This window comes from Acidovorax sp. GW821-FHT11A03 (assembly GCF_058809075.1).
The window spans coordinates 1-26,603 of the sequence record NZ_JBXASG010000010.1 but is presented as its reverse complement, the minus strand read 5'-3'; the positions used below and the strand labels follow the sequence as shown (position 1 = coordinate 26,603).

The 26,603-nt window shown below is 68.5% G+C and carries 16 protein-coding genes; 8 read left to right on the top strand and 8 right to left on the bottom strand.

Annotated features, from left to right (window positions below; translation table 11 throughout):
* Positions 1-7 precede the first annotated feature (7 nt).
* The 6 genes from AC1RVY_RS22710 (at position 8) to AC1RVY_RS22685 (ending at position 11,157) form a co-directional block, all read left to right on the top strand.
* The gene (locus AC1RVY_RS22710) at positions 8-3,112 is read left to right on the top strand and encodes an efflux RND transporter permease subunit (protein WP_492808289.1); all 3,105 of its coding nucleotides are present in this window, start codon (positions 8-10) and stop codon (positions 3,110-3,112) included.
* On the top strand, positions 3,109-6,291 hold the full coding sequence (locus AC1RVY_RS22705; protein WP_492808287.1) for an efflux RND transporter permease subunit: 3,183 nt from the start codon (positions 3,109-3,111) through the stop codon (positions 6,289-6,291). The genes AC1RVY_RS22710 and AC1RVY_RS22705 overlap by 4 nt, the downstream gene beginning before the upstream one ends.
* An 87-nt stretch (positions 6,292-6,378) precedes the next feature.
* Entirely contained in the window at positions 6,379-7,821 is a 1,443-nt protein-coding gene (locus AC1RVY_RS22700) for an efflux transporter outer membrane subunit (RefSeq protein WP_492808615.1), read from the top strand.
* 107 nt (positions 7,822-7,928) lie between these two features.
* Complete coding sequence (locus AC1RVY_RS22695; protein ID WP_218293825.1) at positions 7,929-8,753, top strand: undecaprenyl-diphosphate phosphatase; 825 nt, start codon at positions 7,929-7,931, stop codon at positions 8,751-8,753.
* A 10-nt stretch (positions 8,754-8,763) separates the two neighbouring features.
* Positions 8,764-9,609 carry a MipA/OmpV family protein gene (locus AC1RVY_RS22690; protein WP_255591799.1) on the top strand — a complete coding sequence of 282 codons (846 nt, stop codon included), beginning with the start codon at positions 8,764-8,766 and terminating at the stop codon, positions 9,607-9,609.
* A gap of 216 nt (positions 9,610-9,825) precedes the next feature.
* On the top strand, positions 9,826-11,157 hold the full coding sequence (locus tag AC1RVY_RS22685; protein ID WP_492808284.1) for a diguanylate cyclase domain-containing protein: 1,332 nt from the start codon (positions 9,826-9,828) through the stop codon (positions 11,155-11,157).
* A gap of 57 nt (positions 11,158-11,214) precedes the next feature.
* On the opposite strand, the gene AC1RVY_RS22680 is transcribed toward AC1RVY_RS22685, so the two are convergent.
* The 7 genes from AC1RVY_RS22680 to AC1RVY_RS22650 form a co-directional block, all read right to left on the bottom strand.
* Entirely contained in the window at positions 11,215-12,702 is a 1,488-nt protein-coding gene (locus AC1RVY_RS22680) for an FAD-binding oxidoreductase (protein WP_218293827.1), read from the bottom strand.
* 93 nt (positions 12,703-12,795) lie between these two features.
* Positions 12,796-14,586: a diguanylate cyclase gene (locus tag AC1RVY_RS22675; protein WP_218341647.1), complete on the bottom strand. Its 1,791-nt coding sequence runs from the start codon at positions 14,584-14,586 to the stop codon at positions 12,796-12,798.
* A gap of 277 nt (positions 14,587-14,863) precedes the next feature.
* Positions 14,864-16,621, bottom strand: a complete 1,758-nt coding sequence (locus AC1RVY_RS22670; RefSeq protein ID WP_492808614.1) for a diguanylate cyclase domain-containing protein — start codon at positions 16,619-16,621, stop codon at positions 14,864-14,866.
* A gap of 44 nt (positions 16,622-16,665) precedes the next feature.
* On the bottom strand, positions 16,666-18,141 hold the full coding sequence (locus AC1RVY_RS22665) for an oxygenase MpaB family protein (protein WP_492808283.1): 1,476 nt from the start codon (positions 18,139-18,141) through the stop codon (positions 16,666-16,668).
* Complete coding sequence (locus AC1RVY_RS22660) at positions 18,138-18,959, bottom strand: carotenoid biosynthesis protein (protein WP_492808281.1); 822 nt, start codon at positions 18,957-18,959, stop codon at positions 18,138-18,140. The genes AC1RVY_RS22665 and AC1RVY_RS22660 overlap by 4 nt, the downstream gene beginning before the upstream one ends.
* A gap of 129 nt (positions 18,960-19,088) precedes the next feature.
* Positions 19,089-19,901, bottom strand: coding sequence for an alpha/beta fold hydrolase (locus AC1RVY_RS22655; RefSeq protein WP_492245753.1), 813 nt, complete (start codon positions 19,899-19,901; stop codon positions 19,089-19,091).
* Between the two features lie 47 nt (positions 19,902-19,948).
* A complete protein-coding gene (locus AC1RVY_RS22650; RefSeq protein ID WP_218293832.1) occupies positions 19,949-20,776 on the bottom strand; it encodes a proteasome-type protease in 828 nt (275 codons plus the stop codon).
* Positions 20,777-21,094: 318 nt separating this feature from the next.
* Here AC1RVY_RS22650 and AC1RVY_RS22645 point away from each other — a divergent pair, with 318 nt between their 5' ends.
* Positions 21,095-22,306 (top strand): alpha/beta hydrolase family protein, encoded by a 1,212-nt coding sequence (locus AC1RVY_RS22645; protein ID WP_492808278.1) that lies wholly within the window; start codon positions 21,095-21,097, stop codon positions 22,304-22,306.
* 57 nt (positions 22,307-22,363) lie between these two features.
* Here the strand turns inward: AC1RVY_RS22645 and mutS are convergent, their stop codons facing one another.
* Positions 22,364-24,982 carry a DNA mismatch repair protein MutS gene (mutS, locus tag AC1RVY_RS22640; protein ID WP_218341644.1) on the bottom strand — a complete coding sequence of 873 codons (2,619 nt, stop codon included), beginning with the start codon at positions 24,980-24,982 and terminating at the stop codon, positions 22,364-22,366.
* A gap of 280 nt (positions 24,983-25,262) precedes the next feature.
* On the opposite strand from mutS, the gene AC1RVY_RS22635 reads away from it, so the two are divergent.
* Positions 25,263-26,603: PAS domain-containing protein (locus AC1RVY_RS22635; RefSeq protein WP_492808276.1), on the top strand; the 1,341-nt coding region annotated here is incomplete at its 3' end.

Genomic DNA, 26,603 nt, shown 5'->3' with positions numbered 1-26,603 from the left:
CACCAGCATGAGTCCTTCACGTCCCTTCATCGAAAGGCCCGTGGCCACCGCGCTCCTGATGGTGGCCATCGTGCTCGCCGGGCTGCTGGGTTTCCGCTTCCTGCCGCTGTCCGCCCTGCCCGAGGTGGACTACCCCACCATCCAGGTCCAGACGCTGTACCCGGGCGCAAGTCCCGAAGTGATGAGCCGCACCGTGAGCGCGCCGCTGGAGCGGCAGTTCGGCCAGATGCCGGGGCTGGAGCGCATGGCCTCGACCAGCGCCTCGGGCGTGTCCATCATCACCCTGCAGTTCGGCCTGGGCCTGGCGCTGGACGTGGCCGAGCAGGAGGTGCAGGCGGCCATCAACGCCGGCAACTCGCTGCTGCCCGCCGACTTGCCCGCGCCGCCGGTGTATGCCAAGGTGAACCCCGCCGATGCGCCGGTGCTCACGCTGGCCATCAGCTCGGACACGCTGCCGCTGACCGAGGTGCAGAACCTGGTCAACACCCGCCTGGCGCAGAAGATCAGCCAGGTCAGTGGCGTGGGGCTGGTGTCGCTGGCGGGCGGGCAGCGCCCCGCGGTGCGCATCCAGGCCGACAGCAAGGCGCTGGCGTCGTACGGCATTGGCCTCGATACCCTGCGCACGGCCATCACCTCGGCCAATGCCAACAGCGCCAAGGGCAGTTTCGACGGGCCGCAGCGCTCCTACACCATCAACGCCAACGACCAGCTGCTGACGGTGGACGACTACAAGAACCTCATCGTGTCCTGGCGCAACGGCGCGCCGGTGCGCATGCTGGAGGTGGCGCGCGTGGTCGACAGCGCCGAGAACAACCGCCTGGGCGCCTGGGCCAACGAGACCCCGGCCATCATCCTGAACGTGCAGCGCCAACCGGGCGCCAACGTGATCGCCACGGTGGACAACATCAAGAAGCTGCTGCCCGAGCTGCAGGCGGGCCTGCCCGCGTCGCTCAAGGTCCAGGTGCTGTCCGACCGCACCACGGGCATCCGCGCCTCGGTGCACCATGTGGAGATGGAGCTGGTCCTGGCCGTGCTCATGGTCGTGCTGGTGATCTTCTTCTTCCTGCACAGCCTGCGGGCCACGGTCATCGCCAGCCTGGCGGTGCCCATCTCGCTCATCGGCACCTGCGGGGTGATGTACCTGCTGGGCTACAGCCTCAACAACCTGAGCCTGATGGCGCTGACCATCGCCACCGGCTTCGTGGTGGACGATGCCATCGTGATGATCGAGAACATCGCGCGCTACCTGGAGGAGGGCGAGCCGCCGTTCCAGGCCGCGCTCAAGGGCGCCACGCAGATCGGCTTCACCATCATCTCGCTGACCGTGTCGCTGATCGCGGTGCTCATCCCGCTGCTGTTCATGAGCGATGTGGTCGGCCGCCTGTTCCGCGAATTCGCGGTCACGCTCGCCATCACCATCCTCATCTCCGGCATCGTGTCGCTCACGCTGGTGCCCATGATGGCCGCGCGCTGGCTGCGTGCCGAACCCGTGGGCGGCCCCCGGGGGATGGCGGGGCGCATCAACCGGGGGTTCGAGCGGGTGATCGCGGGCTACGACCGCTGGCTGCAGTGGGTGCTGCGCCACCAAGGCGTGACCCTGGCGGTGGCGGTGCTCACGCTGGCGCTCACGGCCCTGCTGTATGTGGTGATTCCGAAGGGCCTGTTTCCCACGCAGGACACCGGCCAGCTGCAGGCGCGCATCGAGGCCTCGCAGGACGTTTCGTACGACCGCATGAGCGAACTCCAGCAGGCGGCCGTGCGCGCCATCCTGCAGGACCCGGACGTGTTGTCGCTCAGCTCTTTCGTGGGCGTGGATGCCGCCAACAACACCATGCTCAACGCCGGGCGCATGCTGATCAACCTCCAGCCCCGGCGCGACGCGCAGGAGGCGATCATGCTGCGGCTGCGCGAGCGGGTTCAGGCGGTGGCGGGGGTCACGCTGTACCTGCAGCCCACGCAGGACCTGACGATCGACGCGGAGACGGGGCCGACCGAGTACCGCGTATCCATCGGCGGCGTGGATTCCGCGCAGGTCAACGACTGGACGCGCAAGCTGGTCGAGCGGCTGCAGAGCGAACCCAAGGTGCGCAACGCCACCACCGATGCGGGCGCGCAGGGCCTGTCGGCCTATGTGGACATCGACCGCAACACGGCGTCGCGCCTGTCGGTCACGGCCAGCACCGTGGACGACACGCTGTACAGCGCGTTTGGCCAGCGCATCGTGTCCACGATCTTCACCGAGACCAACCAGTACCGGGTGATCCTGGAGGCGCAGCAGGAGCAGCTCAATACGCCCGAGGCGCTTGGCACGCTGCAGCTACGCACCGGCTCCGGCACCCCGACCCCGCTGGCGGCCGTGGCCACCATCCGGGAACAGCTGGCTCCGCTGCAGGTGACGCGCGTGGCCCAGTATCCGGCCGCGACGCTGGGGTTTGACAAGGCCGAAGGCGTGTCCCTGGGCAGCGCGGTGGACGCGATCCGCGCCGCGGCCAAGGAAATCGGTGTGCCGCCGGGGCTGTCGATGGAGTTCCTGGGTGCCGCGGGGGCCTACGAAAAGTCGCTCTCCAGCCAGCTGTGGCTGATCCTGGCGGCGATGGTGTGCGTCTACATCGTGCTGGGCGTGCTCTACGAAAGCTACATCCACCCCGTGACGATCCTCTCCACGCTGCCATCTGCCGGGGTGGGGGCGCTGCTGGCGCTCATGGTGTCGGGCAACGACCTGGGCGTGATCGGCATCATCGGGATCATCCTGCTGATCGGCATCGTCAAGAAGAACGCGATCATGATGATCGACTTCGCCATCGACGCGGAACGCCACCAGAACATGCCGCCGCAGCAGGCCATCCACCAGGCCGCGCTGCTGCGCTTTCGGCCCATTCTCATGACGACCCTGGCGGCGCTGTTCTCGGCGCTGCCGCTGATGCTGGGCTGGGGCGAGGGCGCCGAACTGCGCCGCCCGCTCGGGCTCGCGATTTTCGGGGGGCTCATCCTGAGCCAGATGCTCACGCTGTTCACCACGCCGGTGATCTACCTGGCGTTTGACCGGCTGGGCCGCCGATGGACGGGCAGGGGCACGGCGGCGGCGCCCTTGCAGGCAGGAGAGGCGCCATGAACCTGTCGCGCCCCTTTGTCGAGCGGCCGGTCGCGACCGTGCTGCTCACCATCGGCATGGCGCTGGCGGGGATCGCGGCTTTTTTCGTGCTGCCGGTCTCGCCTTTGCCGCAGGTGGACTATCCCGCCATTTCGGTATCGGCCAGCCTGGCGGGGGCCAGCCCCGAGACCATGGCCACCAGCGTGGCCACGCCGCTGGAGCGGCGGCTGGGGGTGATCGCGGGGGTCAATGAAATGACCTCGTCCAGTTCCAATGGCTCGGCGCGGGTCAGCCTGCAGTTCGACCTGAACCGCGATATCGACGCGGCGGCGCGGGAGGTGCAGGCCGCCATCAACGCCGCCCGCGCCGACCTGCCCGCCACGCTGCGCAGCAACCCCACCTACAGAAAGCGCAACTCGGCGGCGTCGCCCGTCATCATCCTCGCGCTGACGTCCAAGACCCGCACGCCGGGCGAGATCTACGATGCCGTCTCCAACGTGGTGAGCCAGCGCCTGTCGCAGGTGGAGGGTGTGGGCGAGGTGGAGATCGGTGGCGGCTCGCTGCCCGCCGTGCGGGTGGAGCTGCTGCCGTTCGCGCTCAACCGCTACGGCATCAGCACCGAGGATGTGCGCGCGGCGATCCAGGCATCGAACGCCAACCGCCCCAAGGGCGCCATCGAGGGCGATGGCCGCCGGCTGCAGATCTACACGCCGTCGCCCGCGCGCAAGGCCGCCGAGTACGAATCGCTGATCGTCGCCTGGCGCAACAACGCCGCCGTCCGGCTGGGGGATGTGGCGCGCGTGGTGGATGGCGTGGAGAACCTGCGCACCGTGGGGCTGTTCAATGGCGAGCCCGCCATCATCGTGCTGGTCACGCGCCAGCCCGGCGCCAACATCATCGAGACCGTGGATGCCGTGCGCGCCCTGCTGCCCGATCTGCAGGCGCAGCTGCCGCAGGACATCCAGGTGGCGGTGGCGTCTGACAGCACCAATTCCATCCGTTCGTCCCTGCACGAGATCGAGCTCACCCTGATGGTGTCCATCGCCCTCGTGGTGCTGGTGGTGGGCCTCTTTCTGCGCAAGGCGCGCGCCACCGTGATTCCGGCGGTCGCCACGGTGGTGTCCCTGCTGGGCACTTTCGGCGTCATGTATTTCCTGGGCTTCAGCCTGAACAACCTGAGCCTGATGGCGCTGACGGTGGCCACCGGCTTCGTGGTGGACGATGCCATCGTGGTGCTGGAAAACACCATGCGGCACATCGAGGCCGGCATGGGCCGCATGGAGGCCGCGCTGCGCGGCGCGCGCGAAGTGGGGTTCACCGTGCTCTCGATCAGCCTGTCGCTGGTGGCGGTGTTCATTCCGCTGCTGTTCATGGACGGGCAGGTGGGGCGGCTGTTCCGTGAGTTCGCGATCACGCTGTCGGCGGCGGTGATGATCTCGCTGGTGATCTCGCTCACCACCACGCCCATGATGTGCGCGTGGCTGCTGCGCGAGCATGATCCTGCCAGCGACAAGCCGCCGTCGCGCCTGGCGCGATGGGCCGAGCGCGGCTACCAGGGCGTGCTGCGCGGCTACGAGCACAGCCTGGACTGGGCGCTGGCCAGCAAGGCGCTGGTGGTTCTCATCCTGCTGGCGGTGATCGGGCTCAACGTGTACCTGTTCGCCAAGATTCCCAAGGGGTACTTCCCCGAGCAGGACAACGGACAGCTCAATGCGGGCCTGCGGGCCGACCAGAGCATCTCCTCCGACGCGCTGGCGCGCAAGCTGCGCGAGGCAGTGGAGATCATCCGCAAGGATCCGGCGGTCGATACCGTGGTGGGCTTCTCGGGGGGCAGCCGCGCGGGGGGCGGCTTCATGTTCGTGAATCTCAAGCCCCTGGCGCAGCGCACGGACAGCACGCCGGCCGTCATCGCGCGCCTGCGGCCGCAGCTCAACCAGATCACGGGGCTGCGCGTGTTCCTGAATCCGGTGCAGGACCTGCGGATGGGCGGGCGCTCCAGCAATTCCACCTACCAGTACACGCTCAAGAGCGACAACATGGCGGACCTCAAGCAATGGGCCGGCAAGCTGGCGGAGCGGCTCAAGGATGAACCGCTGCTCAAGGACGTGGACACGGACCAGGCGGAGAATGGCGTGGAGACCTATGTGGAGGTGGACCGCGCCAGTGCCTCGCGCCTGGGGGTGAGTTCATCGGCCGTCGACAACGCGCTGTACAACGCGTTCGGCCAGCGCTCCGTGGCCACGATCTATGGCGAACTCAACCAGTACGCCGTCATCATGGAGTGGGCGCCCGAATACACGCGCGGTCCGCCGGCGCTCAAGGACATCTACGTGGCGTCCAACCCGACCGGCGCCACGGGGACGGCGGCGAACCCGGGACAGCGCGGCGCGTCCACAGGGCAGGTGATCAGCACCACGCCCTCCACCATGGTGCCGCTCAGCGCCATCGCGCACGTGGTGGAAAGGGCCTCGCCCACCTCCATCAGCCACCAGGACGGTGAACTGGCCACCACCATCTCGTTCAACATCGACCCCGGTACCACGCTGGGCCAGGCGCGCCAGGTGATCGAGCAGGCGGAGGCCGACATCGCCATGCCGACCAATGTGCGTGGCAGCTTCCAGGGCACGGCGCTGAGCGCGCAGCAATCCCAGGGGCAGCAGGCGTTCCTGATCATCACGGCCGTCGTGGTGATCTACATCGTGCTGGGCGTGCTGTATGAAAGCCTGATCCATCCGATCACCGTGCTCACCACCCTGCCCTCGGCGGGGGTGGGGGCCGTGCTGGCCCTGCTGCTGTTCAACATGCAGTTCACCATCATCGCGCTCATCGGCGTGTTTCTTCTCATCGGGATCGTGAAGAAGAACGCCATCATGATCATCGACTTTGCCCTGGAGGCCGAGCGTGCCCGCGGCTTGACGGCGCTGGAGGCCGTGCGCGAGGCCTGTGTGCTGCGCTTTCGCCCCATCCTGATGACCACCATGGCCGCCGCGCTGGGCGCCTTGCCGCTGGCCATCGGCTTCGGCCAGGGGTCCGAGCTGCGCCAGCCCCTGGGCGTGGCGATCATCGGCGGGCTGATCGCCAGCCAGCTGCTGACCCTGCTCACCACCCCGGTGGTCTACGTGCTGCTCGACAAGCTGCGCACGCCCGCCCCCAACGAACAACACCTGAGCCGCGCCGGAGCCCCCGGCGCGGCCACCTGATCGGTGCCCATGACACATTTCCATGCCCCGCTCACACCCGGCGCGCCCACGGCGCGCCGCGCCGCCCGCCACCCTGCGCCACGCCCCATGGCCCGCCCGGCCTCCCTGGCGCTGGTGGCGGCCATCGCGGCCCTGCTGTCCGCCTGCTCGGTCACGCCGCCTTACCAGCAACCCGACATGGCGGTGCCCACGTCGTTCAAGGAGGCGGGTGCCACCTGGGCCCCCGCGGCGCCTGCCGACGCGCTGGACCGTGGCCCCTGGTGGGAGCTGTTCCAGGATGCCGAGTTCAACCGTCTGGCCGAGCAGGTGCAGCTGTCCAACCAGAACATCGCCGCCGCCGTGGCGGCCTACGCGCAGGCGCAGGCCGTGGTGCGGCAGCAGCGCGCGGGCCTGCTGCCGTCCGTGAGCCTCTCGGGCGGCGCCACGCGCACGGGCGGCGAGGGCGCCACGCGCTCGGGCCTGTCCACCCAGGCATCGCTGGGGGTGGACTGGGCGCCGGACCTCTGGGGGCGCCTGCAAAGCGGCGTGAACAGCGCCCAGGCCAGCGCGCAGGCGAGCGAGGCGGACCTGGCCTCCGCGCGCCTGTCGGCCGTGGGCACGCTGGCCTCGGCCTACTTCCAGCTGCGCGAGGCGGATGCGGAGATCGAGCTGCTGCAGGCCACGGTGGAGGGCTATGAGCGCAGCCTGCAGATCGCCCGCAACCGCTACGGCGCGGGCGTGGTGGCCCAGACCGATGTGCTGCAGGCACAGACCCAGCTGGCCAATGCGCGCGCCGACCTGGCCACCGTGCGGCAAAACCGCGCGCGCTTCGAGCATGCGCTGGCCGTGCTGACCGGGCGCGCCCCGGCCGATTTTTCGCTGCCGCGCGCGCAGTGGGTGGCGGCGGTGCCCGAGGTTCCGCTGGGCGTGCCCTCGACGCTGCTGCAGCGCCGGCCCGACATTGCGGCGGCCGAGCGCGCGGTGGCGGCCGCCAATGCGCAGATCGGCATCCAGCGCGCGGGCTACTTTCCGAACCTGAGCCTGGGCGCGTCGGTGGGCAGCGGGGGCAGCAGCGTGGCCGACCTGTTCAAGGCGTCCACGCTGGTGTGGTCGCTCGGGCTGTCGGTGGCGCAGACGATCTTCGATGCCGGGGCCACCGCGGCCCGCGTGGAAGAAGCCCAGGCCGCGCGCGAGGGCCGCGTGGCGGTCTACCGCCAGACGGTGCTGACGGCCTTCCAGACGGTGGAAGACCAGCTCACGGTGCTGCGCACGCTGCAGGAGCAGGAGCCCCTGCGCCGCGAGGCGGTGGCCGCGGCGGAGCGCACCGCGCAGCAACTGCTCAACCGCTACCGCGAAGGGCAGGTGAGCTACACGGAGGTCGTGACGGCCCAGGTCTCGGCACTCTCTGCGCAGCGCGCGCTGCTGCAGCTGCAGGTCAACCGCCAGCTCGCGGTGGTGACGCTGGTGCAGGCGCTGGGCGGCGGGTGGCAGGCACCGTGGCAGGTACCGCAACAGACAACTGGGCAGACGCCCCCGCGGGCACGGTCCTGAGGGGTGCCAGGTCCCGCTGCGCATATACTCCTGTTTTGATAGCTGCTAGCGCTTGTCAGATAAGCGGTAGGGGCTGATTTGACTTAAAGTTTTCTCAAGGAGCGCGCGTGGACGTTGTATTGCTGGTCAAGGCCGCCATCATGGGCGTGGTCGAAGGCCTGACCGAGTTCCTGCCCATTTCCTCCACGGGGCACCTGATCCTGGCGGGCTCGCTGCTGGGTTTCGACGACGCCAAGGCCAAGGTGTTCGACATCGCCATCCAGACGGGCGCCATCTTCGCCGTCATCCTGGTGTACTGGCAGAAGATCCGCGAGACGCTCGTGGCCCTGCCCACCGAGCGCCAGGCGCAGCGGTTCGCGCTCAACGTGCTGATCGGCTTCCTGCCGGCCGTGGTGCTGGGCCTGCTGCTTGGCAAGATGATCAAGGCGCACCTCTTCACGCCGGTCGTGGTGGCCAGCACCTTCATCGTCGGCGGCTTCATCATCCTGTGGGCCGAGCGCCGCCCGCCGTCCGCCACGCGCATCCAGACGGTGGATGAGATGACGCCGCTCGATGCGCTCAAGGTCGGCCTGGTGCAGTGCCTGGCCATGGTGCCGGGCACCAGCCGCAGCGGCGCCACCATCATCGGCGGGATGCTGCTGGGCCTGTCGCGCAAGGCGGCCACGGACTTCTCGTTCTTCCTGGCCATCCCCACGCTGATCGGTGCCGGGGTGTACAGCCTGTACAAGGAGCGCGCGCTGCTGTCGGTGGCCGACATTCCGATGTTCGCGACCGGCCTGGTGTTCTCGTTCGTCAGCGCCTGGCTCTGCGTGCGCTGGCTGCTGCGCTACATCAGCAGCCACAGCTTCGTGCCGTTTGCGTACTACCGCATCGTGTTCGGCATCGTCGTCCTGGCGACCGCATGGACGGGCTGGGTGCAATGGGCGGGCTGATAATCCGCGCATGAACCGTCCTGTTCCGTTTGCCTGTCTGTGGTCCTGTGCTGCGGCGCTGGCGTGCCTGGGCGCCACGCCGTTGGCGCGCGGCGCGCAATCGCGCGCTGCCGAGGGGCCGCCTGCCCCCCAGTTCAACTATGCGCTGGGCGCCATCATGGGCTCCAGCCCCGACTATGCGGGGGGCGATGGCCGCAAGAACAGCCTGCGGCCGGCATGGGCGATCGAGTACGGGCGCTTTCGGCTCAGCACATCGCGCGGGAGCGCCTTCATGGGCCACGGGCTCGGTCCACGCGAATCGGGCGCCAGTGCCACGCTGGCGCAGGGGGACCAATTTCACCTGGGAGCGTCGCTGCGCATCGACAAGGGGCGCGATGGATCGGATGCGCCCATCCTCGTGGGGCTGCCCTCGGTGCGCTCCACCTTGCGCGCGAGGGTGAGTGCCGGGTATGCGCTGACGCCGCGGTGGTCCGTGGGCGCGGGCTTCTCGCAGGACATTCTCGGGCGCGACGGGGGCGCGCAGATGTCCGCCAGCGTCGGGTATGCGTGGCCCGTCACCGCGCAGACCACGGTGACCTTCGGCGCGGGTGCCAGCTTTGGCGACCGCAGCTACCTGCGCGGCCATTTCGGCGTGCCGGCGGGCGGTGCCAGCCCCTTGCCGGCATTTGACCCCGGCGCCGGGCTGTACAGCGTGGATGCGGGCGTGGAGGTCATGTCCGCCATCAATCGCCACTGGGTCGTGCTGGGTGCCGCGCGCGTGTCGCAGCTCAAGGGCGACGCACGCCGCAGCCCGCTGACGGTGGAGCCCACGGGGTACTCCGTGACCGTGGGCCTGGCGTACCGCTGCTGCCGGTAGCGGCGTGGGCGGACCTGGCCGCCGGTGCGAAAGAACGCGGTGGGGGCGAGAGCACCCGCAGGCAGGCCGGGGACGGGTGCCCATTGAAAGTGATAAGCTGGGGTTGACACACTGTTACCTGTAGCAGGGCAATGCGAAACGCGTTCCGCCACGGCGGGGCCGGCGCGTGTTGCCTCATCTGTTGATGATCCTTTCCCCGCCGGGGGCTTTCGCCGCATGATGCAAGACGAGCCTGAGTTGCCGCCGCCCGCCTACGCCGTCCGCAAGGAGTCCTGGTCCAAAGCGGAATTGCTCGATCTGATCACCCGCAGCGCCGGGGCGACCATGGCTGTGGTGGACCGCAGCCTGACCATGATCTATGTCAACGATGAGTATGCCCGGTGGTTCGGCACCGTGCCCCACCACCTGATCGGAAAGTCCCTGGTGGAGGTGTACGGCGAGATCGATTGCGCGCGCTTCATGCCCTTTGTCGAGCGCGTGCTGCAGGGCGAGCGCGTGCAGTACCAGCGCCTGCTGCGCACGCCCTATGGCTTTGACGAGTGGCGCACCATCTGCCTGACGCCCTGGCACAACCCGCACGGCGTGATCGATGGCTTCATTACCACAGCGCTCGACGTCCATGAGCTGCAGGTCACCATGAACGCGCTGCGCGCCGCCAACCAGCGGCTTTCCTCGCACATGGAAAACAGCCCGCTCGCGGTGCTGGAGATGGACCACAACCTCAAGCTCCTGCATTGTTCGCAGCGTGCCGTGCAGCTCATGGGCTGGCTGCATGTGGCGGGGCTGGAGGGGCGGCTGCTGACGGAGCTCGTGGACCTGTCGTCCCAGGACGATGGGCTCGAGCATGCCCTGCAGCGCCTGCAGTCCGGGCAGGAGTCCCAGAACCGCGCGGAGACCTGCTTCACGCGGGAGGACGGGACCGAGGTGCATTGCGAGTGGTTCAACTCCGCGTTGACCGATGCCCAGGGCCAGGTCACTTCGATCATGGCGCTGGTGCAGGACGTCTCGGCCAAGATCCAGATCGCACGCCAGCAGCACTACCTGGCCAACCATGATTCGCTCACGGGCCTTTTCAACCGGGCGGCCTTTCAGAACCGGCTAGAGCAATCCCTGAGCCAGGCGCGGCGCAATGCGGGCTCCGTGGCGCTGCTGTTCATCGACCTGGACGGCTTCAAGGGCGTGAACGATTCCGAAGGCCATCGCGCCGGCGACGAGGTGCTGCGCATCGTCGCCCAGCGCATTGCCAGCACGGTGCGTGCGGGCGACACCCTGGCGCGCCTGGGCGGCGACGAATTCCTTGTCATGCTGGACCGGGACGTGACGCGCGATGTGACCGACACCATCGGCCAGCGCATCATTGACGCGCTGCACCAGGCCATGACTGTGGAAGGGCGGGATCTGTTCGTTGGCGCCAGCATCGGTGTCGCGGTGCACCCCCCGCTGGAGGGCGACATCGATGCCCTGATGAACCGGGCGGACCAGGCGATGTATTCCGCCAAGCGCGCGGGCAAGGGCCGGCTGCACTACGCCGACGCCGTCTGCCCTTGAGAGCCTGCCGGGCCCGGGGCAGTGCCCTGGCCCCGCCGCCGGGGCCGCGCGGCTTGCTCAGCCGTTGGGCAGCCGGATGCTCTGCTGGAAGTGGAAGAAGTTCGAGGGGTCGTACCGCGCCTTGACCTGCTGAAGGCGCGGATAGGCCGGGCCCCAGTAGGCCGTGGGGAAGTCCTGCAGGCTCGCGTCCGGGTAGTTCTGGTACACATGCCCGTTCAGGAACGGCTTGACCAGGTTCATGAAGCCATCGAGCCAGGCTTCCATCTGGGTGCGCTCCTGCGCATTGGTCCAGAACACGTCCACCACCAGGTCTGCATCGACATGGCGGTGGATGAAGGCGCTGTCGGCCACCGGGTAGCGGTTGATGGCGCCGCCATAGGGCTCCAGGTATGCGAGCGACCAGGGATTGGGGGAGGTCTGGAAGTAGTCGATGATGCGCTGCCAGTCCGAGCGCGACAAAGGCGCGCTGATGTAGCCGCTGGCCTTGGTCTCCGCCACGCCGTCGGGCAGGTTGTCCGGCAAGGTGTAGGGATGGTCCTCGAGCCAGATGTTCATCTCGGGGTAGGTGCCCGTCTTGTCGACCAGCAGCTGCGCGCTCGGGATCGCCATCAGCCGTGCGATGGCCTGCATGCCCGCCTCGCGCGTGCCGCAGAACATGCCTTGCACCATATAGACCGGCACACCGTTCTGGTAGCCCAGATTCATCATGTAGCCCAGCGCATCGGGGGCCCCGGTTTTCATGTAGTGGGCCTGCATCGTCGTGAGCACGTCCGCCGCGTGCGCCGCATCCCAGCTGATGGCCCAGGCCCACACCTGGTCCAGCCTCAGCATGCGGTAGGTGACCTGCAGCAGCACCCCGAAGTTGCCGCCCGTGCCGCCCCGCAGTGCCCAGTAGAGATCGGGGTTCTCCTGCGCGCTGGCGGTGACGATGGTGCCGTCGGCCAGCGCCACCCGCAACGACTCCACGAGGTCGCTCTGGATGCCGAAGGCGCGCGACGTATAGCCGTAGCCGCCCCCCTGCACGAACCCGCCCACGCAGACGCTGCCGCATGCCCCGGTGGGCACATGCCAGCCGGTGTGGTTCATGGCGCCGTTGAAATGATCGAAATCCGTACCCGGGAGCACGTAGACGCGCTCCCGGGCGGGATCGAGCACCACGCCCTGCAGTTCGCTCAGGTCCACCACCATGCCGCTGTTGACGGAATAGCCCGCCGTGCTGTGCCCGCCACAGCGCACGGCCACCCAGACCTGATAGGTGCGCGCGACGGAAAGGCATTCGAGCACATCGTTCTCGCACGCGCAGTACACGATGATCTCGGGATAGGCCTGAAACGCGGGATTGGACTCCTGGCGGGCCGCGTTGTAGTCGGGGCTCGATGGCAGCACGATGCGGCCCACCAGCCTGGCCTCCAGCGCAGCGACCGCGTCCCAGGTGAGTGTCGCGCCGGGCGCGTTCTGGGCGGTGGCCTGCCGGGCGGCAAGCGACCGGAAGTGCGCGATGCGGGCGTCTTTGGCAACGCGGGCGGGACTTTTGCGATGGGCCATGGCGAACAATCCTTCGTGAAAACGCGAAGTCCCGTGTTTAACTGAAGCCACGCTGTTTGACCAGTTCGGAATGGCCCGTGTTGCCGGCGGTGCTCAGGCGGAGGACAGTGCGAGGTCGCCGGTATTGCGCCGAAGGCAGAATTTGCCGCCCTGCTTGCCGCTGTACATGGCCGCATCCGCCAGCTTCAGAAGGCCGATGGCATCGTTGCTGTCGTCCGGGGCAATGGCATAGCCGATGGTCAGGCCCACTTCCACCCGCACGTTGCCCAGCGAGAAGGGCGAGCGGAATGCGTCCAGCAGCTTGTGCCCCAGCTCCTGCGCCTGTTGTTCGCTGCCCAGGTGGCCCGTCATCACGACGAACTCATCACCCCCCAGGCGGGCCACCACGTCGCTCTGGCGCACGTGGCCCTGCAGGCGCCGGGTCACCGCGACGAGCAATTCGTCGCCCACGTCGTGGCCGTGCTGGTCGTTCACGGGCTTGAACCCATCCAGGTCCATCACGTACACGGCCAGCAGCTTGTCGGGCCCGCAGCGCGCCAGCGCGGATGCCAGCGCGATGTTCAGGCCGCGCCGGTTGGGCAGGCCGGTCAAGGGGTCCGTGTGCGCGAGGGAGCGCATGGCGTCGCGCTCGCGGTTGGCGTCCAGCGCCTCCAGGCGCAGTGCCTTGGTGCGCAGGCCCAGCACGCGCATGAAGAGCAGCATGTCCAGCGTCGCGCCGAACTCGAAGGAGTGCAGGGTCCAGAAGTTCACCGGCACCCAGCCACGGATCACGCCGATCACCGTGGCCGTGGCCGCGAAGTAGACCAGCCACGCCAGCAGCAGGCTGCTGCCCACGGGGTCGCCCTGGCGCGCGCGGCGCACGGCGCCCGGGATGCCCATGAGCGCGGGAACCAGGCCGAGGATGCTCACGATGGCGGCAACGGCCGGCGTGCTCAGGATGTCCAGCGCATGGATGAAAGCCAGCAGCACGCACAGCAGGGCGCCACCGCGCATCGTGCGCAGCAGGAGGCTCTTGGGGCGGTGCCCCACGAGGGCCTGGCTGATGAAGAGAAACGATCCGCAGGTGGCCATCAGCGCGGACAGGCCCGCCGCGTGGACTTCGAACCAGAGGCTGTCCTGCCAGAGGTACTGCGTGCCCAGGCCGAAGAGATGCAGTGAGAACAGCAGGCTGCCCGTGAGCAGCAGCGCGTACTGGATGAACAGCACGTCCCGCAGATTGATCCATTGCGCCAGGCTGTAAACCAGCAGGCACAGTGCCAGGCCCGTCAGGATGCCCTGCAGCATCTGCTCGTTCATTGCGGCGCTGTGCCATGCGGTGGGTTTGTTCAGCGTGACCGGCAGCACCATGGCGCCCCGGGTTTCCACGCGCAGCAGCAGGTCGTAATCGTGCCCGGGCTGCATGGCGAGGGCCAGGGCGTGGGTGCGGCTGCGCAGCGGTCTTTGTGAAAAAGGCTGCAGGCTGCCCAGCGTGGCCTGCTGGCTGACATGGCCGTCTGTGGTGAGATAGACCTCGACGCGGTTGAGAACCGGGTAGTCGATGTCGGCGATCCAGATGCCGTCGGAGGTGGGCGATACCGTCAGCGGGATGCGGATCCACATGGCGTCGGACCGCACGCCCAGTGTTCCGCTGGTTCCGGGCGGCGCGGAGAAATCCGGGGCACGGGCCATCGCATCCTGCACCGACTGCAGCCGGGTGGGATCGGCCAGCACCGTGACCGCTGGCCAGACGTTGACCGAAGGCACGTCGTCGCGCAGAAGCAGCCGGTCCGTGGCGGCCTGGCAGCCCTCGCCCGCGTGCACGAGCAGCAGCAGGCATCCCAGCACCCATTGCCAGGCCGGGGCCGGCAGCCATTGCCACGGGAGCAGGGAAGGGACTGGGCGCATGGTGCTCGTCAATGCGCTGTGAGTATAGGAAGGCCCGCAACGCCTGGCACGCGGTATTTGCGCACGCCGGGGTCCCGCGCTTCCAGGGAGGATGTGATGCCCGCTCCACCGGCCCCGCCGGCCCCGCCCGCCCGGACGCTGTGGGTGCGCTGCCGGATGTTCGCCACAGCGGCCAGCGTGCCACTGCGCGAGCATGGATTCACGGCGGGCGCGTCGCCATCTGTGCTTGCCATGTTGCTCCCCGGCCTGCAGGGCGACAAGGGACTGCGGTGCTCCATCATCCCGCCAGCGCCGGTGTGGTGGTGATGCGCCGCACCGCGTGCTTGCCGCCTTGTTTGCCCGCGTACATCGCGGCGTCTGCGTGCCGCATCAGGGCCTGCGGGTCATCACTGTCCAGGGGCGCCAGTGCGTACCCGATGGTCAGCCCCACCTGGATGTGCAGGTGGCTCAATGTGAAAGGCTGCTCGAAGGCCCGCAACAGCGAGCGGCCCAGATCTTCGGCCTGCTCGGGCGTCGCCAGGTCGCGGGCCATGATGATGAATTCGTCGCCGCCGAGCCGGGCCACGAGGTCGGTCTGGTGCCGCACGTTGGCCTGCAGGCGCCGGCCCACGGCCACGAGCAAATCGTCGCCCACATCGTGGCCGTGCGCGTCGTTCACGGGCTTGAATCCATCCAGGTCCATGAGGTACAGCGCCACCAGCCGCTGCGGCGAACACTGGGCCAGCGCGGCCTCCAGGGCGTGCTGCAGGTCGCGCCGGTTGCTCAGTCCCGTGAGCGGATCGGTGTGGGCCAGCGAGTGCATCACATCGCGCTCTCGCATGGCCTCCTGGGCCTGTGCCTTGGCGGCCTGGGCGCGCAGGCCCAGCACGCGAAAGAAGAGCAGCATGTCCGCCGTGGCGCCGAACTGGAACGAGTGCAGGGTCCAGAAGTTCGCGGACACCCAGCCCTGGACCAGGCACACCATCACGGCGGCGGCCACGCCGAAGGCGATCCAGGCCACCAGCAGGGTGGCGCCGATGGGGTCTTTCTGCCGCACCCGCGCGACGGCGGCAGGCAGGCTGATGAGGGAAGGCAGGGTGCCCGCCAGGCTCATGAACGCGATGGCGATGGGCACGCTCAACCAGCCGAACACGACGGCTGCGCAGACCATGGCCGTGATTGCTGCGCCCGCCCGCATGGTGCGTGCGTACCGGCTGCCCTGCGTGTGGCCGGCCAGGGTGTGGCCCAGGAAGAGGAACGAGCCCGCGAGGGCCGCCAGCCCCGCCACCAGGCCCGAATACCGATCCATCCATGGATTGCCAGGCCACAGGTACTGCGGACCGATGCCGAAGAACTGCAGCGAAAAGCCCGCGCTGCCCAGCACCACCAGCGCATAGAAGCCGAACATGGGATCGCGCTGCGTGACCCACTGCATCAGGCTGTACATCAGCAGGCAGAGCGCCAGCCCGTTGAGCAGGCCCTGCAGCATCTGCTCGCCCAGGGCCTGGCGCATGTGAATGGGCATTTCGCTGACCGTGATGGGCAGGATCAGCGGACCGGTGGCCTGCACGCGTATCAACAGGTCGTAGGGCTGCCCGGCCCGCAGGTCGAACACCATCGCCGGCGTGCGGCTGGACCGCTGCGTCTGGTCAGACGGGCTTGTGCGGACCTGCTGAAGCACCTGGCCGCCGCTGGCCAGATACATTTCGGCCTGCAGCGAGCTGTAGCCGATATTGACCACCCAGGGGGTGCGCGGCGCCTCGGGCGCGATGATGGGGATGTGCAGCCACATCGCTGCCTTGTGCACGCCCAGCGAGCCGCCGCGCCGCGCGGGCGCCTCGAATTCGTCCAGGCGGCCCAGCATGTCCTGCGCCGAGAGCTGGTACGTGGGATCGGCCTTGAGCGTGATGGCCTCCCAGGCATTCACTTGCGGCCTCTCCTGCGTGAGCACCAGGGGCGTGCCCGCCTGCGCGCCCACGGGCAGGGCCAGGGGAGCGAGCAGCCACAGCAGGATGGATGCCCTGCGGCAATGCGCGCGCCAAAGCCGGGCCAGCATCAGGAGAACGCGGGGCAGCAGGTGCATCGGCGTGAGAACAACGGCTACGTGGCTTGCCGCGCCGGGCCCGTGCTGGCGGCCTGCGCCTTCCCGGCCAGGCCCAGGCTCCAGCTGCCATGGGTGGTCAGCCGGTCCTCGATGCGGTTGAGCCAGCGGGGGGCGTGGGGGTCATCGCTCCAGCTGTGCATCACTTCGTCCACCTGGTTGAGCAGCTCGGTGGGCAGCTGGAGGGGGCGGGTCTGGCTCATGAGCACCTTGCTCATGAAGTGGTAGCCCAGGATGCGGGTGAGGGCCCGCACGATGGAGAAGCGGGGGAGCACCATCCGCGCAGCCACGTCGACGGCCCGCGCCAGCAGCAGCACTCCCCAGAACAGCAGCGCCGACGGCCAGGGCACGGGCTGTGTCAGGCCCAGATCGCTCGCCGTGTCACGCCCGCACAGGTAGCGGGTCATGAGCCGGGGAAAGGGCTTCACGATGGGCCAGGGCAGGGCGTTCTCCATGGTCTGCATCAGGGCCTGGCCCAGGGCGGGACGGGGGTCTGGCGTGACGGGTTCGGCGCGGCCGCGGGCCTGCATCCGCGCCATCAGGGCCTTGCCCTGGTCCATGGTGTCCACCATCAGGGCGCGGTCGATGCCCAGGATGTGGCCCACCACGTTCCAGGCATGCAGATAGGCTTCCTCGTCGGCCGCCCGCAAACCGATGCCCAGGCGGCGCAGGCTGCGCAGGAACACATAGCCAAACGTGAGCAGGGTGTAGGCCAGTTCTTCCTGGTTGCAGGGCAGGCCGTCACCTTGGAGGTTCCAGCCACGGGCATACAGCGTCTGGAACATGGCCTGGCGTCCGCCCTGGGTCTGCAGGGCCTGCGGCGCAATACGCCCCGCGCCGCCCGCCAGCAGGTCCCTGACGGCATTCTGGGGGCTGCCATGCAGGATCAGGTTGCGGATGGTGGCGTGGATCAGGCGTACCTTGAGCACCTGCGCCACGCCGGCGCCGCGCTGGCTGAGGCCACCATGCATCATCACCGGAAAGATCATCGCGGCGGTGGAGCGGATGCGGTACTCCGCGTTCTGCTCCAGCTGGCCGGAGGTGTGCAGCACGCTCGACAGGTCGGGAATCACGTAGCACTCGGGCAGGCTGGCGCAGAACAGCAGGATGCATGACAGCGCCCCGTGTTCCATGAACAGCTTCTCGGCGCGCTCGATCTTGCGGGCATCGGCCCAGGGCGGCAGCACCTGGGCGGTCTGCACGTAGTGGTCCAGGGCCTTGGACATGGCCGCATCCACGCCCTCGCCCTGGGCGGTCCAGCCCACCAGGCTCGCGTTGTCCGCCCACTGACCGAACAGGCGGTTCACGGTGTCGATGCGCGACCATTGCGGTGCGTCCATCGCCACGTCCCCTTCGGGCCAGTCGCCCAGGATGTCGGCGATGGTCTGGTCGGCCAGCGGGTCGGCGTGGCGCTGCATGCCTGCAAGCTCCGAATCGGACAGCGGGGATGGTGAGAGGGTCTTGCCGTGGTTCATGCTGCGGTCTCCGTGGTTGCGCGCCAGCGCCGAAAACCCGCCAGGGCGCACAGCAACGGGATGCCCATGGCGAACGGCGCGATCGAGCGGATCTCCACCGGATTGCCCAGGATCATCTGGAACACCATGCCCGATGCGTAGATGGCCAGTGGCACCAGCGCATGGCGGCGCAGGAAGGGGCTGGTCGGTCGAAGCGCGAGTTTGCGCACCGACATGCGAAAGCCAAAGATGATCACGAAGGCCACGAACACCCAGCCAAAGAAGCCCTGCACCGTTTCGCCAAACCAGGCGCCGTCGGTCTTGGCCATGATCCAGGCTTTCAGGGTGTAGACCAGGTAGGGGTCGGCGCCCAGGTCGAACGCGGTGACGATCATCGCCGCCAGGAACGACAGCATCGCGGCGTGGCCCAGCCCCGGCGCGCCGTCCACCGGCGACTGCCAGACGATGAGGTTGCTGATCACGTAGCCCGCATACGTCAGCGCGAACCACATCATGGGAATGACGATGGGAACATCCACAAACCGCGCGCCCAGTACCTCGGTGTAGGTGTAGTGCCCGAAGAACCAGCCATGCGTGGTACCCATCTGCTCGGCGAACCAGCCCAAGGCCAGGGCGATCAGCACGAACTGCAGCGCGGGCCGGGCGCCCAGCAGGTGCGTGGCGCTGGCCCAGCAGCACGCGAACATGAGCACCGAGGCCGTGACGATGGCGATGGTGGTGTCGTTGTGGGTGCGCACCGCCGTGGCCACCAGGAAGGCGGCCAGCAGGGCAAAGCTCAGCGCCGGCAGGCGCGCGGCCAGTGGGGTCCGTGCAGGCATGTGTGTATCACGCTGTAACAAACCTCCAGTGTAGAGGATGGAGCCCAAAATGGCGCGGCCTGTGTGTCCTGCGCATCAGCGCGCTTTTTCGGCGCTTTTGGCGGCTGTTCCGGTGCTATACCGCTGGGCTCAGGGGGTCAGCGACGCCAGGTTGAGCAGGGAGGCCTCCATGGCGGCGGCCGTGGCCAGCGGCTGCTCCATGGGGAAAAGGTGGCTGCCGTCGAGCATCATCGTGCGGCCCTGGGTGATGCGCAGCGTCATGGCCATGCCCACCTGCTTCATTTCGTCCGAGTCCCGCCCGCCGATGAAGGCGGCCGGGCATTGCAGCGGATGGGTGCCGAGCAGCCGGCCCAGGTTGTGCGGCAGCGTGTTGTAGATGGCGGTTTCCACCGCACGGTCGAATCCGAGCACGCGCTTGCCATCGTGGTCCTGCAGTCCGTGGCTGATGTAGTCCTGCAACACGTCCGGATGCCACTGTGCAAAGGCCTTCTTCTTGCGGAAGTGTTCCAGCGCCTCGTCATTGCTGGCCCAGCTGAAGCGCCGCTGCCGGCTGATCTTGCCGGGCGAGATGGAGCCCACCACCTGCGTGCGCTTGGCCACCCCGACCGCGTTGGCCTTCCAGCCGCCCAGCAGGGGAGAGTCGATCAGCAGCACGCCGCGCACGAGCTCGGGGTGGCGGGCCGCTGCCATCACGCTCAGAAAACCGCCGAGCGAATGCCCTGCCAGAAACACTGGCGCACCCAGGCGCTGGACCTGCGCCGTGGCGAAGTCGGCGAGCTGCTGCACCAGGTGCGGCCAGTTGTTGGTGACGGGGTACCTGGGGTCGTGCCCATACCGATCCACCGCGCTCACTTCGAACCCGCGGGCCCGCAGGTGCTTGAAAAGGACGCGGTAGGTGCTCGCTGGGAAGCTGTTGGCGTGCGAAAAGACGATGGGAAGCATGGGGTACCCGGCAGGAGGGAAGGTCGGGCGCTGCGGCCCCGCGGCCGTCAGATCAGCTTGTCCAGATGGTTGGTGATCTTCTTGAGCGGCTTGCTGCGCGCCGGGTTCACCATGATGGGCACGGTGGTCACGCCGCCGCCCCAGGCGGGGTCTTCGATGCTGTCGAACACCTGGCGCAGCTTCTGGCCCCAGCTGTCGTGCAGCATGCGGAAGTAGGGATTGTTCTCGTCGATGCACACCACTTTCTCGGTCGAGAAACGGTCCACCTCATAGACGACGAGGTCCAGCGGCAGGCCCACCGAGAGGTTGGACTTGAGCGTGCTGTCCATGGAGACCAGCGCGCACTTGGCGGCTTCGTCCAGCGGTGTTTCGGGCGTCAGCACGCGGTCGAGCACGGGCTTGCCGTACTTGGATTCGCCGACCTGGAAGTACGGCGTCTCGGACGTCGCCTCGATGAAGTTGCCGGCCGAATACACCTGGAACAGGCGCATGCCCTCGCCCTTGATCTGGCCGCCGAACACCATGGACACATTGAAGTCCACGCCCGAGCGCTTGAGCGCCGCCCCGTCGCGCTCGTGCACGTGGCGCACGGCGGCGCCCAGCACGCGGGCCGCGTCGAACATGCTTTTGGCGTTCCAGATGGAGATCGTCTCGCCCGAGTCACCGTCCTTGAGCTGCTCGGTCTGCAGGATCTCGCGCACCGACTGCGAAATGGACAGGTTGCCCGCCGACAACAGCACCATGAAGCGGTCGCCCGCCTTCTCATACACCATCATCTTGCGGAAAGAGCTGATCTGGTCCAGGCCGGCGTTGGTGCGCGAATCGGACAGGAAAACCAGCCCGGCGTTGAGTTTGATGGCGACGCAATACGTCATGGAAAAAGTGGGGTCGTTGGAAGAGAGGAACCCGCGAGTTTAGTCTGGCGTGGGAAGGCCTCCTCGGGAGGTGGTGCCGGACGGCTCTCCTGTGCTCTGTGGCGGGTATGCGAAATTGATAGCAATGGAGGGTGGATGGACAAGCGCTGCAGGCTATTTTTAATAAGAATCGGCTTGCTGCAACCCCCGCCGCCAACCCGGGGCCACAGCAGTTGGCAACGCAAGGTCCGCCGAGGGGGCAAAGGGCTATTCCTCCCGGGCCAGGCAGCATGCGCCCGCCGCTCCTATCATCCGCCGCTTCACCTGAAGGGCCCTGCCGTGTTGAAGAATCCACTGATCCTGTCTGGAACCCGCCGCGCCTGCGCGCTGGCCCTGGTTGCATTGCTGGCGGCCTGCGGCGGGGGCGGCACGGAAGAACCTGGCGATGGTGGCAACCCGCCAGCGCCACCGCCTGCCCCGGTGCGCTCCGGCCAGCTCGAATCCGCCGCCGCGCTGGGCACCGTGCCGACCGCCGACATCGCCGCGGCCCTGGCCGCCAAGGAGTCGCTGGCCCAGGACGTGGTGCCGCGCTACAGCGTCGCCTCCTACCGGCTCGAATACCTCACCACCGATGCCGACGGCAAGGAGGTGCGCGCCTCCGGCCTGGTCAGCGTGCCGCAAAAGCCCGCCGGTGCGAAAAGCCCGGTGCTCAGCTACCAGCACGGCACCATCTTCCGCGATGCCGAGGCGCCCAGCAACAACGCGGTGGCGTCGGAGGTGTCGGTGGTGCTCGCATCGCTGGGCTACATCGTGCTGGCGCCCGACTACGTGGGTTTTGGCGCCTCCAAGGGCACGCCCCACCCCTACCTGCTGGCGGCGCCCTCGGCGGCCGCCACGGCGGATTTTCTGACGGCCGCCCGCACCTGGCGCGGCCAGGCCAACGTGGCGGACAACGGCCAGCTCTTTCTGACCGGCTACTCCGAGGGCGGCTACGTCACCATGGCCACGCACCGCGCGCTGCAGGCGGGCGGATCGCCGCACCTGCAGCAGCTGCGCATGGTGGTGCCGGGCGCGGGGCCCTACAACGTGCAGACCACCATGGATGGCCTGGTGGACCTTGTGCGGCAAGAACAGCCGGTGATCGGCGCATTCATCAACCCGGGCTTCCTGCGCTACCTGGGCGGCAGCGTGCAGCGCGAGGTGCGCCGCCTGCTGCTGCGTGCGCTCATCCCGGGCGATGCCGACGTGGCCTATGACACGCGCTTCATCGACCACTTCCTGGCCGACGATGTGCAGGCCCTGGCCAGCGCCAGCAACGTCTACGACTGGAAACCCAACGTGCCCGTGCGCCTGTACCACGGCCGCGACGACCGCACGGTGCCCTACGCCAGCTCGGTCAGCACCGTGCGCGCCATGCAGAATCGCGGCGCGGGCGACCTGGCCGGCCTGACCGAGTGCCGCGCACGACCGGTGGCCGGGCATCTGCAGTGTGTGCCGCCGTTCATCACCTTCATGCTCGGGCAGCTGGCACCAGTGGCGCAGGATCTTTGAGCCGGGGCGCCGCGGTGGCCTTCCGGGGCGCCGGGCCGGGAGCCTGGTGGCGTCGCCTCAGCCCGCCATCTTCTTGAGCTGGTAGAGCGCATCCAGCGCCTCGCGCGGGCTCAGCGCATCGGGATTGATGCCCGCCAGCGCGGCCTCCACCGGGCTGGCGCCCGCGCCCTCGGGCGCGGCCGGGGTGGCGAACAGGTCCACCTGCAGGTCGTTCTCGCCCGCGCGCTCCTCCAGCGCGGCCAGCGCATGGCGGGCGTGGTGCAGCACCGGCGAGGGCATGCCCGCGAGCTTGGCCACCTGGATCCCGTAGCTGCGGCTGGCCGGCCCGGGCTGGATCTCGTGCAGGAACACGATGTCCGCGCCCGACTCGGTGGCGCTCACGTGCATGTTGATCGCGTGGCGCGCCTTGGCGGGCAGCTCGGTCAGTTCGAAGTAGTGCGTGGCAAAGAGCGCGAACGCGCGGGTCTTGTCGTGCAGGTGCGTGGCGATGCCGCTGGCCAGCGCCAGGCCGTCGAAGGTGCTGGTGCCCCGGCCGATCTCGTCCATCAGCACCAGGCTGTGGGGCGTGGCCGCGTGCAGGATCTGCGCGGCCTCGGTCATCTCCAGCATGAAGGTCGACTGCGCGTTGGCCAGGTCGTCCGCCGCGCCAATGCGGGTGTGGATCGCGTCGATGGGCCCCAGCCGGCAGCTCGCGGCCGGCACGTGGCTGCCCATGCTGGCCAGCAGCACGATCAGCGCCACCTGCCGCATGTAGGTCGACTTGCCGCCCATGTTGGGGCCGGTGATGACCTGCATGCGCGTATTGGCGTTCAGCCGCGTGTGGTTGGCGATGAAGCTGCCGCTCGACGTCTCGGCCAGGCGCGCCTCGACCACGGGGTGGCGGCCCCCTTCGATCTCGATGCAGGGCTCGGGCACGAACTGCGGCGCGCACCAGTTCAGCGTGAGCGAGCGCTCGGCCAGCGTGCACAGCACGTCCAGCGTGGCCAGGGCCTGCGCCAGGCGGGTGAGCGCGGGCACGTGGGGCTGGAGCTGGTCGAGGATCTGCTCGTACAGCCACTTCTCGCGCGACAGGGCGCGCTCGTTGGCCGACAGCGCCTTGTCCTCGAAGGCCTTGAGCTCGGGCGTGATGAAGCGCTCGGCGTTCTTCAGGGTCTGGCGGCGGCGGTAGTCGTCGGGCACCCGGCCAAGGTTGCTGCTTGTCACTTCGATATAGAAGCCGTGCACCTTGTTGAACTGCACGCGCAGGTTGGCGATGCCGGTGCGGGTTTTCTCGCGCGTTTCCAGGTCCAGCAGAAAGGCATCGCAGTTGGTCTGGATGGCGCGCAGTTCGTCGAGTTCGGTATCGAAGCCCGGGGCGATCACGCCGCCGTCGCGCACCAGCGCGGCGGGCTCCTCGGCGATGGCCGCGCACAGCAGGGCGGTACAGCCCTCGGGCGGATGCAGGTGGCTGAAGATCTGAATCAAATAGGGCTCTGGCGCTTGTCCAGAAAGCGCTAGCAGCTCTGATTTTTGTAGCGTCTTGCAGAGCGCGACCAGCTCGCGCGGGCGCACCTGGCGCAGCGCGATGCGGGCGGTGATGCGTTCCACATCGCTCACGCCCTTGAGTTCGCCGCGCAGTGTGGACCAGGGGCCCGCACCGCCGCCTGCGCCGCCCGCACCCCGCAAGGCTGTGGTGGCCGACAGGCGCTGGCGTGCCTCGGCGCGGTCGCGGCGCGGCTCCAGCAGCCAGGTCTTGAGCAGGCGGCTGCCCATGCCGGTCATGCAGGTGTCCAGCAGCGAGAACAGCGTGGGCGCGTCGTCGCCGCGCAGGGTCTTCACGAGCTCCAGGTTGCGCCGCGTGGTGGCGGGCAGGTCGATGAGGTCGTCGCCGCGCTGCACCTGCACGCTGTGCACGTGCGTGAGCGTGCGGCCCTGGGTGTGCTCGGCATAGGCCAGCAGGCCGGCCGCGGCGGCGTGCGCCTCGCCCAGGTCCTGCGCGCCCCAGGCCTGCAGGCTGGCGGCGCCCAGGTTTTCGAGCAGCTTGCGCTCGCCCAGGGCGCTGTCGAACTGCCAGTCGGGCCGGGGGCTCATGGGGCAGTTGAAGGCGCCGCCCTGGCGCAGCGCCTGCAGCTGCTGCTCGAAGCGGTCCGTCACGCCCGCGCTGTAGATCAGCTCGCTGGGGCCCACGCGCGCGATCCACCCGCCCAGTTCGTCCTGCGCGCATTCGGCCAGGTACACGCGCCCTTGCGTCACGCTCAGCCACGCCAGGCCGCAGCGCGCGCGCGGCGCCTGGTGCACGGCCATGAGCAGCGATTCGGACTTGTCGGACAGCAGCTCCGTGTCGGTCAGCGTGCCGGGCGTGACCACCCGCACCACCTTGCGCTCCACCGGCCCCTTGGCCGCGCCCACTTCGCCCACCTGCTCGGCGATGGCCACCGACTCGCCCATCTTGATGAGGCGGGCCAGGTAGTTCTCCAGCGCATGGAAGGGAACGCCCGCCATGGTCACCGGCTGGCCGCCCGACTGGCCGCGCTGCGTGAGGGTGATGTCGAGCAGGCGCGCCGCCTTTTCGGCGTCGCCATAGAACACCTCGTAGAAATCGCCCATGCGGTAGAACACAAGCGTTTCGGGATACCCGGCCTTCAGGGCCAGGTACTGCTGCATCATGGGGGTGTGGTGTTCGAGCGTGTCGGACATGCGGGGGGCCGGGAAATGAGGCGTGGACTGTAGCAGTTCGCCCGGCACGCGCCGCCGCGGGCCCCGCGCGGCGAAACCTGGCGGCGGGCCCGTGCCGGTCCCTGCGGTGTGTCCGGCGGGCCTCGGGTTTTCCCTTGGGGAAATGCCCCAGGTTTTGAACGAATGTTACGTTTAGACATACTCTTGCCTGTATGCTGGCACTTTGGCTTTTGACCGTCGGCCCCGCCCTGCGCAGGCGGGACCCATCCCAACCGCAGGCTTCAGAGGTTCCAGAGCGACCGTGATCTCGTCCGAACTGTTGACCGATCTCCTCGCCCCCGCTGGTGAGGGCCCCATAGAGCCCATGGCGCAGGCGCGCTTGCAGGCCCTGGTCGATGCCGTTCCGGTGGCATTGATGGAGTTCCGGCTGCAGCGGGGCCGCTTGCTGCTGTTGGCCGCCAACGCCGCCGCCCGCCGCATGCCCGGCCTGGGCGCCGTGCGCAACCCGGGCGCGGATGCGAGCGAGGTGTTCGACCTGCTGGAAGGCACGGCGCTGCTGGACCAGCTGCACGGCGTGGTCCGGGTGGGGGCGCCGCTCGAATGCCGCCAGGTGGTGCGCGAGCCGGGCCGGCTGCTGCTGGCCTGGGATCTTTCTGCCCGCCGCGTGACCAATGACTGCATCGTGGTCACGGTGCGCGATGCCACCGAGGCCGAAACCCTGCGCTCGGCGCTGGCCGCTTCCGAACGCGCGCTGGAGGAGGTGCGCCGCGAGCTGCGCGAGCAGACCGAGGTCTTCAACGCCATGGAGAGCCTGGCGCGCACCGGCCACTGGCGCCGCATCGAAGACCCTGGCGAGACGGTGCTGCTGTGGTCCCCGGGGCTGTGCGAGATCGCGGGTTTCGAGCAGCAGGAATGGGTGGACCCGGAGCGCGCCGTGAGCGGCATCCTGCCCGAAGACCGCCAGGTGTTCGACAAGGTGCGCGAGCGTGGAGCCGGCGGGGATGTGGAATACCGCTGGCGCCGTCCCGATGGCGAGGTGCGGTGGATGCGTTCCCGCGTGCGGCGCACGCTCCCGCGCGACGGGGTGCAGGTGGTGATGGGCGTGGTGCAGGACGTGACGGACGAGCACCGCGCCGCCGAGCAGTTGCGCGAACAGCTGCTGTTCATCCAGCGCATCGCCAGCCGCATTCCGGGCTTCATCTACGAATACCGCCTGCACGCGGATGGCGGCACCAGCGTGCAGTACATCAGCGATGCGGTGCGCGAATTCATGGGCGTGGAGCCGCACGAGGTCACGGCCGACCACGGCGTGCTCATGCACCGCGTGCTGGCCGAGGATCTGCCCCAGGTGCAGCGCTCCGCCATCACCTCGGTGCGCAAGCTGGTGCCCTGGCAGTGCGAATACCGCGTGCGCATGCCCGACGGCAGCGTCCGCTGGCACATGACCAATGCCATTCCGCACCGCGAGCCCGATGGCTCGGTGGTATCGCACGGCTTCACGATGGACATCACGGACCGCAAGCGAGCGGAGCAGGAGATCGAGCGCCTGGCGTTCTTCGACGCGCTGACGGGCCTGCCCAACCGGCGGCTGCTGCTCGATCGCCTGCAGCGCTCCATCGCCGCGTGCCAGCGCACCAGGAAC